The organism is Cupriavidus sp. 01L415 (assembly GCF_056400065.1).
In genome coordinates this window covers 559,264-573,657 of sequence record NZ_JBFTSP010000001.1, presented here as the reverse complement: position 1 = coordinate 573,657, position 14,394 = coordinate 559,264, and the positions used below count along the sequence as shown (strand labels likewise).

At 65.5% G+C, this 14,394-nt stretch carries 15 protein-coding genes; 5 read left to right on the top strand and 10 right to left on the bottom strand.

Translation table 11 applies throughout. The features are described 5' to 3' along the window. Positions 1 to 18: 18 nt before the first annotated feature. Positions 19 to 837, top strand: coding sequence for an enoyl-CoA hydratase (locus tag AC1DOX_RS02670; RefSeq protein WP_441617829.1), 819 nt, complete (start codon positions 19 to 21; stop codon positions 835 to 837). Positions 838 to 1,075: 238 nt separating this feature from the next. On the opposite strand, the gene AC1DOX_RS02665 is transcribed toward AC1DOX_RS02670, so the two are convergent. Genes AC1DOX_RS02665 through AC1DOX_RS02650 form a run of 4 tightly spaced genes read right to left on the bottom strand, consistent with a single transcriptional unit; the run spans position 1,076 to position 4,156 of the window. Further along, positions 1,076 to 1,369, bottom strand: coding sequence for a Dabb family protein (locus AC1DOX_RS02665; protein WP_441617827.1), 294 nt, complete (start codon positions 1,367 to 1,369; stop codon positions 1,076 to 1,078). Beyond that, positions 1,363 to 2,850, bottom strand: coding sequence for an aldehyde dehydrogenase (NADP(+)) (locus AC1DOX_RS02660; RefSeq protein ID WP_441617825.1), 1,488 nt, complete (start codon positions 2,848 to 2,850; stop codon positions 1,363 to 1,365). Before AC1DOX_RS02660 ends, AC1DOX_RS02665 begins: the two co-directional genes overlap by 7 nt. An 18-nt stretch (positions 2,851 to 2,868) precedes the next feature. Continuing rightward, positions 2,869 to 3,330: a nuclear transport factor 2 family protein gene (locus AC1DOX_RS02655; protein ID WP_092138024.1), complete on the bottom strand. Its 462-nt coding sequence runs from the start codon at positions 3,328 to 3,330 to the stop codon at positions 2,869 to 2,871. A 16-nt stretch (positions 3,331 to 3,346) separates the two neighbouring features. Then, entirely contained in the window at positions 3,347 to 4,156 is an 810-nt protein-coding gene (locus tag AC1DOX_RS02650) for an RraA family protein (protein ID WP_441617823.1), read from the bottom strand. A 198-nt stretch (positions 4,157 to 4,354) separates the two neighbouring features. Here AC1DOX_RS02650 and AC1DOX_RS02645 point away from each other — a divergent pair, with 198 nt between their 5' ends. Next, positions 4,355 to 5,950 carry an IclR family transcriptional regulator domain-containing protein gene (locus AC1DOX_RS02645; RefSeq protein WP_441617821.1) on the top strand — a complete coding sequence of 532 codons (1,596 nt, stop codon included), beginning with the start codon at positions 4,355 to 4,357 and terminating at the stop codon, positions 5,948 to 5,950. Positions 5,951 to 5,974: 24 nt separating this feature from the next. Here the strand turns inward: AC1DOX_RS02645 and AC1DOX_RS02640 are convergent, their stop codons facing one another. The 4 genes from AC1DOX_RS02640 to AC1DOX_RS02625 all read right to left on the bottom strand — a co-directional run bounded on the left by AC1DOX_RS02640 (position 5,975) and on the right by AC1DOX_RS02625 (position 8,454). Further along, positions 5,975 to 6,226 (bottom strand): DUF1488 family protein, encoded by a 252-nt coding sequence (locus tag AC1DOX_RS02640; RefSeq protein ID WP_092138021.1) that lies wholly within the window; start codon positions 6,224 to 6,226, stop codon positions 5,975 to 5,977. A gap of 73 nt (positions 6,227 to 6,299) precedes the next feature. Beyond that, positions 6,300 to 6,617 (bottom strand): hypothetical protein, encoded by a 318-nt coding sequence (locus tag AC1DOX_RS02635; protein WP_092138020.1) that lies wholly within the window; start codon positions 6,615 to 6,617, stop codon positions 6,300 to 6,302. Between the two features lie 110 nt (positions 6,618 to 6,727). Beyond that, on the bottom strand, positions 6,728 to 6,865 hold the full coding sequence (locus AC1DOX_RS02630; RefSeq protein ID WP_441617819.1) for a hypothetical protein: 138 nt from the start codon (positions 6,863 to 6,865) through the stop codon (positions 6,728 to 6,730). Positions 6,866 to 7,128: 263 nt separating this feature from the next. Continuing rightward, complete coding sequence (locus AC1DOX_RS02625) at positions 7,129 to 8,454, bottom strand: aminotransferase-like domain-containing protein (RefSeq protein ID WP_441617817.1); 1,326 nt, start codon at positions 8,452 to 8,454, stop codon at positions 7,129 to 7,131. Positions 8,455 to 8,533: 79 nt separating this feature from the next. On the opposite strand from AC1DOX_RS02625, the gene AC1DOX_RS02620 reads away from it, so the two are divergent. Both AC1DOX_RS02620 and AC1DOX_RS02615 read left to right on the top strand, forming a co-directional pair. Further along, the gene (locus AC1DOX_RS02620; RefSeq protein WP_441617815.1) at positions 8,534 to 9,163 is read left to right on the top strand and encodes a LysE family translocator; all 630 of its coding nucleotides are present in this window, start codon (positions 8,534 to 8,536) and stop codon (positions 9,161 to 9,163) included. 104 nt (positions 9,164 to 9,267) lie between these two features. Next, positions 9,268 to 9,792 carry a metal-dependent hydrolase gene (locus AC1DOX_RS02615; RefSeq protein ID WP_441617813.1) on the top strand — a complete coding sequence of 175 codons (525 nt, stop codon included), beginning with the start codon at positions 9,268 to 9,270 and terminating at the stop codon, positions 9,790 to 9,792. A gap of 43 nt (positions 9,793 to 9,835) precedes the next feature. On the opposite strand, the gene AC1DOX_RS02610 is transcribed toward AC1DOX_RS02615, so the two are convergent. Continuing rightward, entirely contained in the window at positions 9,836 to 10,669 is an 834-nt protein-coding gene (locus AC1DOX_RS02610; RefSeq protein ID WP_441617811.1) for a class II aldolase/adducin family protein, read from the bottom strand. A gap of 253 nt (positions 10,670 to 10,922) precedes the next feature. On the opposite strand from AC1DOX_RS02610, the gene AC1DOX_RS02605 reads away from it, so the two are divergent. Beyond that, entirely contained in the window at positions 10,923 to 13,148 is a 2,226-nt protein-coding gene (locus AC1DOX_RS02605) for a rhodanese-like domain-containing protein (protein ID WP_441617809.1), read from the top strand. Between the two features lie 40 nt (positions 13,149 to 13,188). Here the strand turns inward: AC1DOX_RS02605 and metC are convergent, their stop codons facing one another. Continuing rightward, positions 13,189 to 14,388, bottom strand: coding sequence for a cystathionine beta-lyase (metC, locus tag AC1DOX_RS02600; RefSeq protein WP_441617807.1), 1,200 nt, complete (start codon positions 14,386 to 14,388; stop codon positions 13,189 to 13,191). Between the last annotated feature and the right edge of the window lie 6 nt (positions 14,389 to 14,394).

Sequence of the window (14,394 nt, the reverse complement as noted above, 5' to 3'; positions counted from 1 at the left end):
ATCGAAAGGAATCGCAACATGTACAGTCAGGTTACCGTTGCTCGCGCGGGAAAAAGCGAGCGGATCGCCGTGATCACGATGAACCGGCCGGACAAGCTCAACGCGCTGACCAAGGTCATGGAGGCCGAACTGCGCGACGCTATGGAGGCCGTTGATCGCGACGACAACGTCCGCGTGGTGGTACTGACCGGCGCCGGCAAGGGCTTCTGTGCCGGCATGGACATCAACGAACTCGAAGTGCTGCCGCCTGGCGACATCCGCGCCGCCCAGTGGATGCGCCCGTTCGACATGAACCGGCGCGCCGACTACCAGACGCGCTATGGCTACTTCCCGGCCATGCGCAAGCCCGTGATCGCGGCGATCAATGGTGCGGCAGCGGGGCTGGGGCTGGTGTTCGCGCTGTACAGCGACATGCGCTTCGCCAGCGCCAACGCCGCGTTCAGCACTGCGTTCGCACGTCGGGGCTTGATTGCCGAGCACGGCATCTCCTGGCTACTGCCGCGCGTGGTCGGCCCCGGCCATGCGGCCGACCTGCTGTACTCGGCGCGAAAGGTGCTGGCAGACGAGGCGCTGCGAATCGGCCTGGTCGACCGTGTGGTGGACGCGGACGCTCTCATGGCGACGACGCTCGACTATGCTGACGACCTGGCCGAGAACGTTTCGCCCCGATCGATCCGCGTGATGAAGCGGCAACTGTGGGAGCAACCGTTCCAGTCATTGGCCGAAGCCACACGGGTTGCCAATGCCGAGATGTTCGAAAGCATCCAGAGCGAGGACTTTACGGAGGGGGTTGCGCACTTCATCGAGCGCAGGCCTGCCCGGTTTACCGGCCGCTGATGGTCCCACACCCGACGTACTGCAAGCGTTACCTTTGATGCTGACCGGGAAGTCCCCGCGGCTTCTCAGCCGTCTTACCCGAACCTGCATTGCCGCTCGGAGATACTGGTTAGAGAAGCCGGATTGCTCCCGATCCAGGCGACCTTCCCACGGAATTCTTCGAAGACTCCAAACAAAGGGGGCGCCTGGTTCACAGGCGCCCCCATTTACTACGGCCAACGCAACCCGTGTCGCACGATCACACGGTGTAATCCGCCGCCGCCCATTCGAAGTACGGCTTCAGATCCGCCACCAATGCCTGGTGCAACGGATGAAACAGATAGTCATCAAGTGCCTGTGCATCGGCCACTTCGGATTCCAGCACGTAGTCCCAGCAGATTGGCCGGTCCATTTCGTTCTTCGCGAAGCGCCAGGAGGTGATGGCCGGAATCGTTGCGCCGAGTGCCAACATGCGCGCAGCCAATGCGGATTCCAGCGCAGCGTCCTGCTCCACGTCGGGCTTGCGTCGAAACAACACGACATGTCTCAGCATGGCACCCCCTTGCGGTCGATCAGCCAGGCCGGTGCGTCCTGCAGCGCGACCGGGCGCAGGAAGCGATCGAGCGCGGCGTAGCCTACAGAGGTCGTGGCGGGTGCGGTGGAGGCTGGAAACGGTCCGCCATGGTGTTGGGCGGACGTGACGGCTACGCCAGTGGGCACGCCGGCAAACAGCACGCGCCCGGCGATTTGCGTGGCGGCGCGCACCAGATCGAGCGTCGTGTCGTCAGGCGACGTTGCGCTCTTCTCGATGCCCCACAGCGTCACCGTCAGCGATCCGCCCACCGCACGCAGTATGTCGATCGCCTGCGACGACGTGTCGGTGCGCACCACGAGCGCTGCGGCGCCGAACACTTCCTCATGCAATGTGGCGTTAGCCACAAAGTCGCTGCCATTGATTTCGGCCAGATACGGACGCGGCGTCGCATTGGCCTCGGCGATGTCGGACACCAGCGGCCGAACGCCGGCCGTATCGCGCCAACGCACGAGGCCCTTGTCGAAGGCGCCACGAATGCCTGGCGTCAGCATCGCGTGTGGAGACAGGCTGGCCAGATGCGTGGCGAGCGCGTCAACGAACGCATCGCCTCCCGCGCCTTTCATAACCACGATCGCGCCAGGGCTGGTGCAGAACTGGCCGCTTCCCAGGCAGATCGAACTGGCCAGCGATTGCGCGAGTTCGGTGCCGCCTTCGCGCAATGCATCGGGCAGCACGATCAGCGGATTGACGGAACCGAGTTCACCGAAGAAGGGAATGGGTCGTGCACGTTCCGCGGCGAGCCTCGCCAGTGCGGTGCCGCCGGCGAAGGAGCCGGTGAATGCCACCGCCGCGATGCCATCGGCTTGCACCAGTCGAACGCCGGCTGCGATCGACGTGCCTTCCACGAAGCCGATCAGGCCGGAGGGCAGTCCCTGCGATGCAATGACCCGCCGCGCGAGCGCCACGGTCTGCCGGGATAACTCGGGATGTGCCGGGTGGCCCTTGATCACGACCGGGCAACCGGCGGCGAGCGCCGATGCGGTGTCACCGCCGAGCACCGAGAACGCGAACGGGAAGTTGCTGGCCGCGAACATGGCCACGGGGCCCAACGGTATGCGCACGCGCGTGAGGTGAGGCCGGCCTGCCGGCGGTGCACCGGCCACGGCCGGGTCGTCCAGAAAGGCAAATGCGTCGCCACGTTCGGCGACGTCGGCAAATCCGCGTAGCTGGAACGCGGTGCGATCGAGCTCGCCGTTCAGGCGCGGCAGGCCCAACGCCGTTTCGCGGTCGGCCAGGGGCACAAGGTTTTCGCGCGCGGATTCAAGGGCATCCGCCAGGCCGCGCAGCAGGCGGGCGCGGGCGGCGCCATCGCTGGCTGCCCAGGCGGGTGCCGTGGTGGCAGCGGCCGCAACGGCTGCGTCGATCTGTGCCGGTGTCGATTCCGGCCACGCTTCCCCCACGGGTTGTCCCGTGCGGGCATCGATGGATTGCAAGGTCATGGTCTGTGGCACTCGCGACTACTCGCTCTTGAGGTGATAGCCGCGCGCGGCGTAATCGAAGTCCACCAGTTCATTGATGGGCGCTGTCTTGTCCGCGGGCGAAGCGTAGTACGCGCGGATTTCCTTGATCTTACCCGTTGCCGGATCGAAGTCATACCATTCCGCGCCGCGCAGCGCGGTGCCGCTCTTGTTCTTCCAGTGCGTCCATTCGATCATCGCCTCGGGGCGGTTGTGGCTGATCAGGATCCGCTCGATAGTCCATTGCGAACCCAGCGTGTCGACGCACCAGACCCATTTCCTGGCAATCGTATCGGCGGAGCGCCAGGGCACTTCGGGCAGGCCGGCCGGGAAGTAGTGCACGGCGTCGGGCGTGAAGCAATCCACCAGTGCCTGGTAGTCGGCCGCGTTGCAGGCGTCGAAGTAGCGGCGGATCAGTGCTTCGTAGTACTCGGGGGTGAAGGTCTCGTTGACTGGGGGCATGTGAGTGTCCGTGGGTTCATCGGCTGCCGGCGGGAACTGCCGGGGGGATGGGCGGGCGGCCGGATGCCACCCACTCGCGGTGCTGGGCACGCGTGGTCTCGCTGGGCGGGTAGAGGCCCCACAGTGCTTCACCAGCCTGCACGCGCAGGGCCAGGTAGGCTTCGATGTCATCGCGGCGTTCGCACAGATCGGCCATTTCCTCGGCGAGGTGGGCGGGCACCACGGTGATGTTGTCGCCGTCGCCATGGATGACGTCGCCGGGATAGATCGCCACGCCGGCGCAGCCGATCGGCACCTGGAGATCGGCCACGTGATGGTAGGACAGGCGCGTGGTGGCGGTCACGCCGGTGCACCAGATCGGGAAATCCATCTGTGACAGCTCGGTACCGTCGCGGAACGAGCCATCCGTGATCACGCCACGCGCACCACGCATCATCATCCGCGTGATGAGCATGTTGCCCATCGACGCGGCACGGCCGTCGCGGTTGCTGTCGATCACGAGCACATGGCCCGGCTCGATCTGCTCGACGCCCACCCACTGCAGATTGTCCGCCGACGGCTCGGTGGTCAGGTTGCCGTACACGTCGATGTCCTCGCGCGCCGGTATGAAGCGCATGGTGTAGGCGCGCCCCGCAAAGGGCTTGATCTTCGTGTTCAGCGGCGTCAGGCCGTGAAGCACAGGTTGCCGGAAGCCCTTGATGTAGAGCTGGGTAGTCAGGGACCCGCTGGTGACCTTGGCCAGGCGATCCAGTACGGAGTCGGGCACATGGGGCGCGGGAGCGCGTTGCGGAATGTTGGTTAGCGGGGGCGGAGTGGTGATACGCATGCTCGGACTCATCGGAAGGAAGGGAGGGAATTCACCGTTTTGTCCCATATACTGGGAATCGCGTTGGCGGGCGCCAGTTGCTGCGTCACGCCGTTGCCTCGCTCGCATCCTAGTCAGCTTTCCGCGGTTTTAGAATGACTGCCAGGCCGTCTCCCATCGAGATTGGCCGCTGATTTCCAGATACTGAGACAAACCGATATGTCCGCGAATCCTGGTGACGGCACCGGCGCAATCGAAAAGGCGATCGACGTGCTCGAAGCCGTGGGGGCCGCCCCCGATGGCCTGAGCCAGACCGACCTGAGCACGCAACTGGCGCTGCCCCGAACGACCATCTACCGATTGCTGGCAACGCTGGTGGCGCGCGGCATGCTGCGTCGTGATCCGGCGCGCAAGGTCTACCGGCTGGGCTTCCGCTGCTTCGAGATGTCCCGGCAGGCCTATACGATGCCCGATCTCGTGGCCGCCGCCGCCAACGAGATGCGTGGCCTGCGCGACCTGACCGGCGAAACGTGCTACCTGGCTACCCTCGATGGGCTCGAAGTGATATCGCTTGAACGCTGCGATGGCGCGCACAGCGAGCGCTCCGCCGCCGCGTTGGGGGAACGCAAGCCACTGCATTGCACCAGTCAGGGCAAGGCCATTCTCTCGGCGATGGCCGGTCCTGCGCGAGACGCCATCGTGCGCGATCTCACGCTGAAGCCACTGACGCCCCTCACGATTACCGATCGCCGCCGTCTCAATGCCGAGCTGAACATCACGGCTGCACGCGGCTATGCCATCGACGACGAGGAGATCGTGCTGGGTGTGCGTTGCGTGGGCGCGCCCATCGTCGATCCGCAGGGCGCGGTGCGCGGCGCGATCAGCGTGGCGGGCCCGGCATACCGCCTCACCCGTGAAAGGCTGGAACTGCTCGGTCCGGAGATCGCCCAGGCCGCCCGGCGCATCGGTGCGGAAATGGGGGCGCTCAAGCCAGCGATCCATGACACTGCGGTGCAACCCGTAGCGGGCCCGTGGGCATTCCAGGGCGGCTATCCATTCTGGGATGCCGCCACCCGCCGGCTGCTTTGGGCGGATGTGCTGGCGCCAGCGGTGCGTTGCCTGGACGTGGCGCCGGACGGTACTTCGCAGGATCGCGTGCTTGCGCGAATCGAGGCACCGATCCGCGCGCTTTTGCCAGATGGCAGCAATGTACTGGTATTGCACGATGGCGGGGTGGTCAGCGTCGCCCCCGACGGCACCGTCAGTCCTGTCGAAGGATGGCCGGCCACAGTACGGGAAGCCATGGCGCTATGCGAGGGGGAGAGCGGCGTCCTGTGGGCAGCGGTGGCGGCTTCCTCCGGGAGCTGTATCGTCGGCTCGTATCGCCGTGGCGGTGCGTGGCAACCGCAGTGGACCATTGCCGAGCCTGTGCAGGCCCTGCAATGGTCGGCGGTGGAAGGGCGCCTGTATGCCACCACGCCAGAATCCGGATCCATCCTCGTACTGGAGCCCGAGAGTCAGTCCATACGGCGGCTGGCAACGGTGCCGAAGGGAGCCGGCAAGCCGCATGGCCTGGCCCTCGATGCGGGTGGCGGGATCTGGACCGCGCTCTGCGAGGGTTGGTCCGTAATGCGCTTCCTGCCCGATGGGACACTCGACCGTGTCGTCGGCATGCCCGTACCTTGCCCGTCTGATGTCTGCGTTGGCGGTGAGAACGGCGATCGCTTGTTCATCACGTCATCGCGGCAGCAGGTCCCACTCGACGTACTTGGCAAGGCAGTGTCGTCAGGATGCCTCTTCGAGCTGGCGTTCTGATCGCCTTGACTCAGGCGGGGCTTCCTAGTGCAGCGTATAGATTGTCTGTTGCCCCTCGGCATAGAGGGCCATCGCGATTCTCAGGATCTCGTCGCGATGCCGGTCGAAGGAGGCCAGCGCCGTGGATTCGTCAGAACTGAGCGTGGAGTCGAGACTCATCAGCACGCGGTCTTCCACAAGGAAAGTAATCTCGCGTGCGTTGTCATAACCCCAGAACCACACGCCATGCCGGGCTCCGTCATAGCTGCGGCTGGGGTTGGGAAAACTAAGTGCCATGTTGTCGTCCTGTGTGCTACGCCTTTGACGGACCAGATCGCTACGATCACCGCCCGGCGCCAAATGCCCCCCGCTAGTGCATATCTCCTTTCATGCTCTCGGCTTCCATCGCGGCATGCAATTCCTCGTACGCCTCGATTGGCTCCATGTCCTGGTCGACGAACGCGGCCGCGCGCTCTGCGGCGGCGAACGCGTCGCGGGGAATATCGCTCTGGTTGTCGTCCTCGGTACTCGGCGGCAGCAGCATGTCCTCAAGCATTCCGCGTAGCTCGGGGGTATTCCATGGCTTGCCCAGCCTGGTCTTCCTGTTCAGGTAGTGACGAATTTCCGAGTCTTGCTCGGCGGTGAGTGGAAGCCCGCGAAAAGTGGGGTCCGTGTTGTGATGAATCATGATGCGCCTCCCGAAGCGGTCTGCGCTTTCAATGTAGAGGTATCGATGCCCTGCGGTGAGCGCTACAAGTTGCGTGTGATCACTGTGCCGCGTCTCCGCGGCCCCCGGATTTACGACTTTTTCTTGGCGACACCTTCGTTGCCAACCCTCGAATGAACCGTGCTGAACGGGGTTGCCGGCACTGACGGCTTTTTGGGCTGCTTGGGCTTTTTTGCTTCGCGAGTGCTGCGTAGTTGACTCTTGGCCATGATTGGCTCCTGGTGCGTTGCTTGCCAAGGTGGCAGTTCCAGCATACGCGCTTGTTAGCGCTCACGGCAGAATTTCATGATGTCCGCACGAAAAAGGGCGCTGGCCGCCCGCGCTGTCCCCGGCGCTCATGCGTGCGCGGAGCCAACCCGGCGGATCGGGGAAGAGGAGGGTGCGACGGCGCTTGCCTGTCCCTTGGGGTGCTTCGCGCAACGCAATCCGGCCGTTCGGTTGGCAGCATCGAACGGGCGGGACGCGCTCCCGATCACTGCCTGACCACGGCCCGGATTTCACAAAGCGCCCGCTGCAGCGTTCCCAGCCCTATCGATCCCAGCGCCACCCGCAATGCGTGAGGGACGTAAGGCGCCGCGGCAAATGGCTCCGCGGTTGTCACCAATACCCCCTTGCGCTCAAGTTCGGCCACGACACGGTCGGCGCGCAAGCCTTCTCCAAGTTCCAGCCAAAGGTAATAGGAGCAAGGGTGGGCAATGACCGTGCAGCCTTGCAAGATCTGGCGGGCAAGGTCCTGGCGTTGCCTGGCGTCCTTGCGCTTGCGGTCCTCCAGGGCATCCACGGTACCCGCTTCGATCCAGCGGCAGGCCAGGGCGACGGTCAGCGACGGGGTGTTCCAGGTGGATACGCGAATGGCCTGTTCGAGGGCGGGAATATGGGCGTGAGGTGCCGCGACGAATCCAAACCGCAATCCGGACGCCACGCTCTTTGAAAGGCCCGACACGTAGATGGTCCGGTGCGGGGCATGGGTAAAGACGGGTTTCGGCGACGGCTCGGCCAGGAAGGCATAGGCGCCATCCTCGATGATCAGAAAATCGTGCGCATCGGCAAGCGCCGCCAGGCGGGCGCGATCCGGCTCCGGCATGACCGTTCCCAGCGGATTGTGCAGCGTGGGCATCGTATAGATGGCCCGCACGGGCCGCCGCTTGCAGAGCGCGGCCAGGGCATCAAGGTCAGTGCCGCGGGCGGACTGGGGGAGCGGCTCGAGATCCAGCCGATGCGCGTGCGCCAGCGCCTTCATGCCGGGATAGGTGAGGGCGTCGACGGCCAGTACGTCGCCAGGCTTGAGCAGGGCCATGACCGTCACGGCCAAACCTTGCTGGGCGCCGTTGACGATCAGTACCTGGTCGCCGCCGACGCGGATATCCCGGTTCCGCAAATGCCTCGCCACGGTCTGCCGCTCGTGCAGCCGGCCGCCCTGGGGCGCCGAATGCAGCAGCGCATCGAGATCGCCCGACACGGCCAGACTGCGCAGGCCCTCACGCAGCAATTCCGCCTGGTCCGGCAGCGAAGGGTAATTGAACGTCAGGTCCACCGCGCCGGCATTGAGCGGGTGCTGCTCCAGCCCGAGCCCGCGCGGTAGCGAGGTATCACGTACGAAGGTGCCGCGGCCGGGTTCACAGACCACCAGCCCGACCGCTTCGAGTTCGCCATATACCCGCAAGGCCGTGGCCAGCGCGACGCGATGCTCCCGCATCAGTGCGCGAACTGTGGGCAGTTGCGTGCCCGGTAGTAGTTCGCCCGCGCGGATGTGTGCCGCTATCCGATCCACGATCGACTTGTATCGCGCCCTGGCCATGGTTGTATCTAGAACAATTTTTTGGTTGTTTCAGGTTGTGGCCTTACTCTACCAGCATTCAACCAACAGGCAGCACTGCATGACGGATCTGGCAACCCTCTCTGTATTCGCCGTGGCGGTGATGTTCCTGCTGATGTCCCCCGGGCCCAATATGATGTTCGTGGTCACGCATGGCGTGACCTACGGCTGGAGCGGCGGCGTGGCTTCGGCGCTGGGCATTGGCGCGGCGGACCTGGTACTCACGATACTCACCGCCACCGGCATCGCGGCCGTGGTCGGCAGCATGCCGATGGCCTTCGACGTCATTCGCTATTGCGGGGCCGCGTACCTATTGTGGATGGCCTGGAAGTGCCTGCAGGCACCGGCGGCACCGGGCGGCGCCATCGCGTCGCAGGCAACGCTGAAAGCCGTGTTCGCGCGTGCCATGCTGAACAGCCTGCTCAACCCCAAGGCCTTGCTGTTCTTCGTGGTGTTCCTCCCGCAATTCGTCGTGCCGGGCCATGGGCCGGTCGCGCGGCAATTGCTGATCCTCGGGGCCGTGCTGACCGCGATCGCCATCGTGTTCCACGCCGCCCTCGGCGTGGGCAGCGGCGCCGTCCGCCGCTTCCTGGATGGCAATCCGAAGTTCGCTCGCCTGCAATCGCTGGGGCTCGCCACCGTACTGGTGCTGCTGGCCCTCCGGTTGATCGTGATGGTGCGTCCAGCCTGAGTGGCGGAGCGCGGCAACAGGCAGCCCGGCGCTGGCGTTTCACGGGCATATCTGCCAAGATTGCGGCCCTTCATTGACCACCGGCTCACCAGCGCAGCTCCATCATGGCCTCAAGCAAAGCACACCACGCCACCGGATGGGCGGCAGCCGTCATCGCCGCCGCCGTGATCGCGAAGCACGGTGGTGGAGGGTGGCACTGGGCAAGCGCGGCTGGCTTCGTGATGGCGCTGCTCGGCAGCACCGCCCCCGACTGGCTGGAGTTGGCCTGGTGGTCAAAGTCGCGCCGCCTGTGGATTACCCATCGGACCTGGACGCACTGGGGCATCGCCTGGATCGGCCTCCTGGTGTGGGCATACCGCGCACTGGGAACCCATACGCTGGCGGCGCCGGCATTCGGCTTCGCCTGCGGTGGCGTCATGCACCTGCTGGCCGACTGGCCAAATCCGCTGGGTGTGCCCTGGATCGCCGGCCGCCACTCCCTGAACTGGTGGAACAGCGGGCGCTGCGACCTTCTCATCGTCGCAGCGTCATGGCTGATTGCCCTGGTTGTTTCCGATGACCTCTGGTTTCACGGGCAACATAGCCTCGAGCTCATCCATCATCTGCGCCTTGGGCAGGCTTTCTTCTGATGATGGCGATGCGGCAGCCCCGTCGGAGCGCCGCATTGATCGGCTAGTCGAGCAGGTCGGGCTCTGCTTCCACCAATCCCGCGAACAGGCTTTCGAACGCGTGCAACGAGCCTTCGTTGCCACCCACCTGGCCGTGCGTATGCCGCGCGGTGGCCTCGTCGATAGGTTGCGGCGTGCCGGCAGCCTCGGCAAGCAGTTGCGTGTGCGCGGCGTTTTCCAGCGCGATATACCACCATGCAGTGGCTTCGACGGTGGGGCCCGCCGTCAGGATGCCGTGATTCTTCAGGATCGCACCTTTGTGCGTCTGGCCGCCTCCCTTGTCGAGCGCCCGCGCAATGCGATCGCCTTCCGAGCTATCGACGACCATGCCGGTGAAGTCATCGAACAACACATGGTCATCGAAGAAGGAGCAGGAATCCTGCGTCAGCGGATCGAGCTTGCGACCCAGCGTGGACCACGCCTTGCCGTAGGTCGAATGCGTATGCGCGGCCGCGACGATATGGGGATGCGCTTCATGAATGGCCGCATGGATCGCGAACGCGGCCTTGTTCAGAGGCTGGCTACCGACCACCGTCTCGCCGCGGGCGTTGACGAGTAACAAGTCGGAGACGCGGATGCGCGAGAAGTGCACGCCGAGCGGATTGACCCAGAAGTGATCGGAAAACTCGGGGTCTCGCGCGGTGATATGTCCGGCGAGCCCGAGATCGAAGCCCTGGTGCGCAAAGATTCGAAACGCGCCGGCCAGACGCTCCTGACGGTGCCTGCGTTCTGCCTCCACGCCGGGACGCTGGGGTAGCGGGTCGAACCAGAATTTCTGCCGGGGCACGGCGTTGGGCGTGAATGATGCCCGGTGTTCGAACGGAAATACGGAGTTCACTGTGGGGTCCCTGCGGCATGGTTGACCCCGGAACCCTACGCCACGGCCACGCGAAGCGGAACGAAGAAATCGCTCCGTCGATATGACGGCGCCGCCGTGTGCCCATGCTCCCGCGCGATCCCGGTCGACGCGGATCATTGAACTCTTTGCATAACCGTCTGCGGTTTTGTTCGTTCCGCGTTTGCGGCGAATGCCCTAGAGTCGGAGGCTTGTCGCGCGCTTTGCCGCGGCGCCTACCCGCGAGTTCAATGTCATGACCCAAGTCCAACTGGAAGCCGCAGAATCCTCCGTCAACGATATCGCGAGCCGGCGCCACGCCGCTGTTGCCGCGTTCCTCTTGAAAGCCAGGCGGCTGCTGCGCCACGAAGGGGAGGTCACCCACGACCACCTGCAGCCCGTGGCGCAGGCGCTGGAGGCCTTGGGCCAGCAGCACGAGCTGTTTCCGCATGCCCATTTCCCGGTTTCGGACTCCCATCCGGCGCAGGTGTACCGGTTGGCCGAAGACCTTGACGGCGGCTTTGCGCTGTATGTATCGGCCGGCCTTCCCGGCAAGAGCCAGCCGCCGCATGACCATACCACCTGGGCGATCATCGCCGGCGTCTCCGGCCGCGAGCGCAACGTGTTCTACACGCGCGAGCGCACCGACGACCCCGCGCACGACAAGCTGCGCGAAAGCGGCCGTCGCGATGTGGTGGCCGGCACGTCCGTTACCTTGTTGCCGGCCGACGTCCACACGATTGAATTGATCGGCGAGGAGCGCGGTCTGCATCTCCATTTCTATGGCCTTGCGCTGGACCGCCTGCACCGGCGCGTTGTTTTCGAGAGCAAGGACGGCGGCGCGTATCGTCAATTCGGGCCGCCCAGGCACATCGCCGCGCCAGCGGTGGATGTTGCCGCACTGCGTGCCGCACTGGCCGACGGCGAGGAGATTGCGCTGCTCGACGTGCGTGAAACCGGGGTCTTCGTGCGAGGCCATCAATTGCTCGCGGCGTCGGCACCACTGTGGCGCCTGGAGCTGCTGATCGACCGGCTGGTGCCGCGGCGCGACACGCGTATCGTGCTGACCGATGGCGGAGAAGACGGCGACAAGCTCGCGCATGACGCGGCCGCCAAACTCGTCCGCCTGGGCTGGCGCAATGTCTCGGTGCTGCAAGGCGGCGTAGCGGCGTGGATCGAGGGCGGCAACGAGCTGTTCTCCGGCAGCAATGTGCCAGGCAAGGCGTTCGGTGAAGTGATCGAGCATCAGAAGCGAACGCCGTGGATCGACGCCGACGACCTCCACCGACGCATCGAGCGGGGCGACGATCTCGTCGTCGTGGATAGCCGCACCACCGAGGAATTCGCGGATTTCAGCCTGCCGTTCGCACATAGCCTGCCCGGCGCCGAGCTGGTCTACCGGATCGGGGAACTGGCGCCGAACCCCGACACGCTGGTCGTGGTCAATTGCGCCGGCCGCACACGCAGTATCGTGGGCGCGCAGACGCTGATCGATGCCGGCATACCCAATCCAGTGGCCTCGCTCAAGGACGGCACCATGGCGTGGCTGCTGGCCGGGCGCACGTTGTCGCATGGCCGTGTCACGCCGCTGCCCGAGCCTTCCGCGTCGACACTCGACGACGCACGTACGCGCGCCGAGCGGGTTGCATCGCGCGCCGGCGTGCGCCGCCTCGATGCCGTGGCGCTTGCGCGCCTGGAATCTGAAGCCGGCACGCGTACGCTCTATCGCTTCGACGTGCGGACACGCGGGGAGTACGAGGCTGGCCATCTGCCAGAGTGGCGCTGGGCGCCCGGTGGGCAACTGGTTCAGGCGACCGACGAATACCTGGCCACGCGCCGTGCGCGTATCGTGCTGGCCGATTTCGATGGCGTGCGCGCACTGACCACGGCCGCGTGGCTGGCACAGCTTGGCGGACACGAGGTGTTCGTGTTTGCACCGCCCGCCGGCGCCGAGCTGGTGACTGGACCGGAGCCGGTCCGGGTGCTGGCGTCGCGGCTGCCCGCCGCCTCGGTGTCTGCCCGGCAAGCCTCGTTGCTGCTCGAATCGGGTGCGGCAAGACTGTTCGATGTGGAGCGGCGCTCCGCATATGAAAAGCGCCACGCTGCGGGCGCGTACTTCGCGGTGCCTGACAAGCTCGAGGCGTTGCTCGCCGATCTCCCCAATGATCACGTGGTGCTGGTGACGTCGTCGGACGGGGTGCTGGCTCGGACCGTGGCGGCGGAGCTCGCGGCGCGCACCCGGCGCGACGTGCGTGCCATCGCGGGCGGCACGCAGGCATGGGCGGCGGCAGGCCTTCCGCTGGGCAACGGATCAGGGAAGGTGCTGACTGGGGACGACGACTACTGGTTCAGCCCCTATCAGCACGCCGATGCTGCGCAGCGCGATGCGGGCTTTCAGGCATACCTGGACTGGGAAGTCGGCCTGGTGGAACAGCTCGGACGCGAAGGCGATATTGGCATTCGATTGATTACGAAGGCCTAGGCCAAAACGGAAAGGGGCGCCGTGTGGCGCCCCGATCGTGTCAGGCAATGGTTCGCTGGAACGCTTGCCTGAGGTCGGCAATCAGGTCGCCGGCGTCCTCGAGCCCCACGTGCAGCCGGATCACGGGCGCGTGCTTGCCGTGGTCCTGCCAGCTTCGGTATTCGTTCAGCCGGTCGGGCGGCGCCACCAGCGCCAGGCTTTCATAGCCACCCCACGAAGCGCCGATCGAAAACAGGCGCAACGCATTGACGAAGCGGCCCGCAGCGGTGTCATCGCTGCCATGCAAGGCAAACGACACCAGTCCGCTGGCGCCGCTGAAATCGCGCTTCCATCGTGCATGGCCCGGATCTTCGGGCAGTGCCGGGTAGAACGTCCGGGCCACCTGCGGATGCTGCTGCAACCATTGGGCCACCTGGGTGGCGTTGCGCTGATGCTGGGCCAGACGCACTGGCAGCGTGCGCAGGCCACGCAGTGCCAGATAGGCGTCGTCCGCGCCGATGGTCAGGCCCAGCGCTTCGTGTGCGGTGCCGATGCGTTGCGCCAGCGCCGGGCTGTCGACGATCACGGCGCCCTGCATCACATCGGAATGGCCGGCAATGTACTTGGTGGCGGCCTGGACCGAAATATTCGCGCCGAGCCGAAGCGGCTGCAGGAACCACCCGCCACTCCATGTGTTGTCGACCGCCACGGGTACGCCCTTCGCGCGTGCGATTGCCGTCAGCGCCGGCAGGTCCAGCACCTCGAACAGCAGCGAGCTTGGCGACTCCAGGTAGACCAGGCGGGTTTCGGGCCGGATCAGCGCGTCCAGATCGTCATGCGCCGGCGAGAAATACTCGACGTTGACGCCGAGACGCTTGAGCAGGGTCTGGTCGACACGACGCAGCGGCGCGTAGACGCTGTCCGAAACCAGCGCATGATCCCCGGGACCGAGCAAGGCCAGCAACACCAGCGAAATCGCCGAGAGACCGGATGGCGCGAGGAACGCGCGGTGTCCGCCTTCGAGCGTGCAGAGCGCTTCCTCAAGCGCCTCGTGCGTGTCCAGGCCATGCCGGCCGTAGGTGGCGATGCGTTCGCCGTCGGCGCGCCGGTGGTGCCGGTCTGACAGCGTTTCGACGTTGTTGAAGCGTACGGTGCTGGTGCGCACCACCGGTACGTTGACCGGGCCGGCGCCATCTTGCAGGCGTGCGGCGCCGGCATGCAGCAGTCGTGTATGGATGCCGTCCGTGGGAGCCTGGCTCATCGGTTG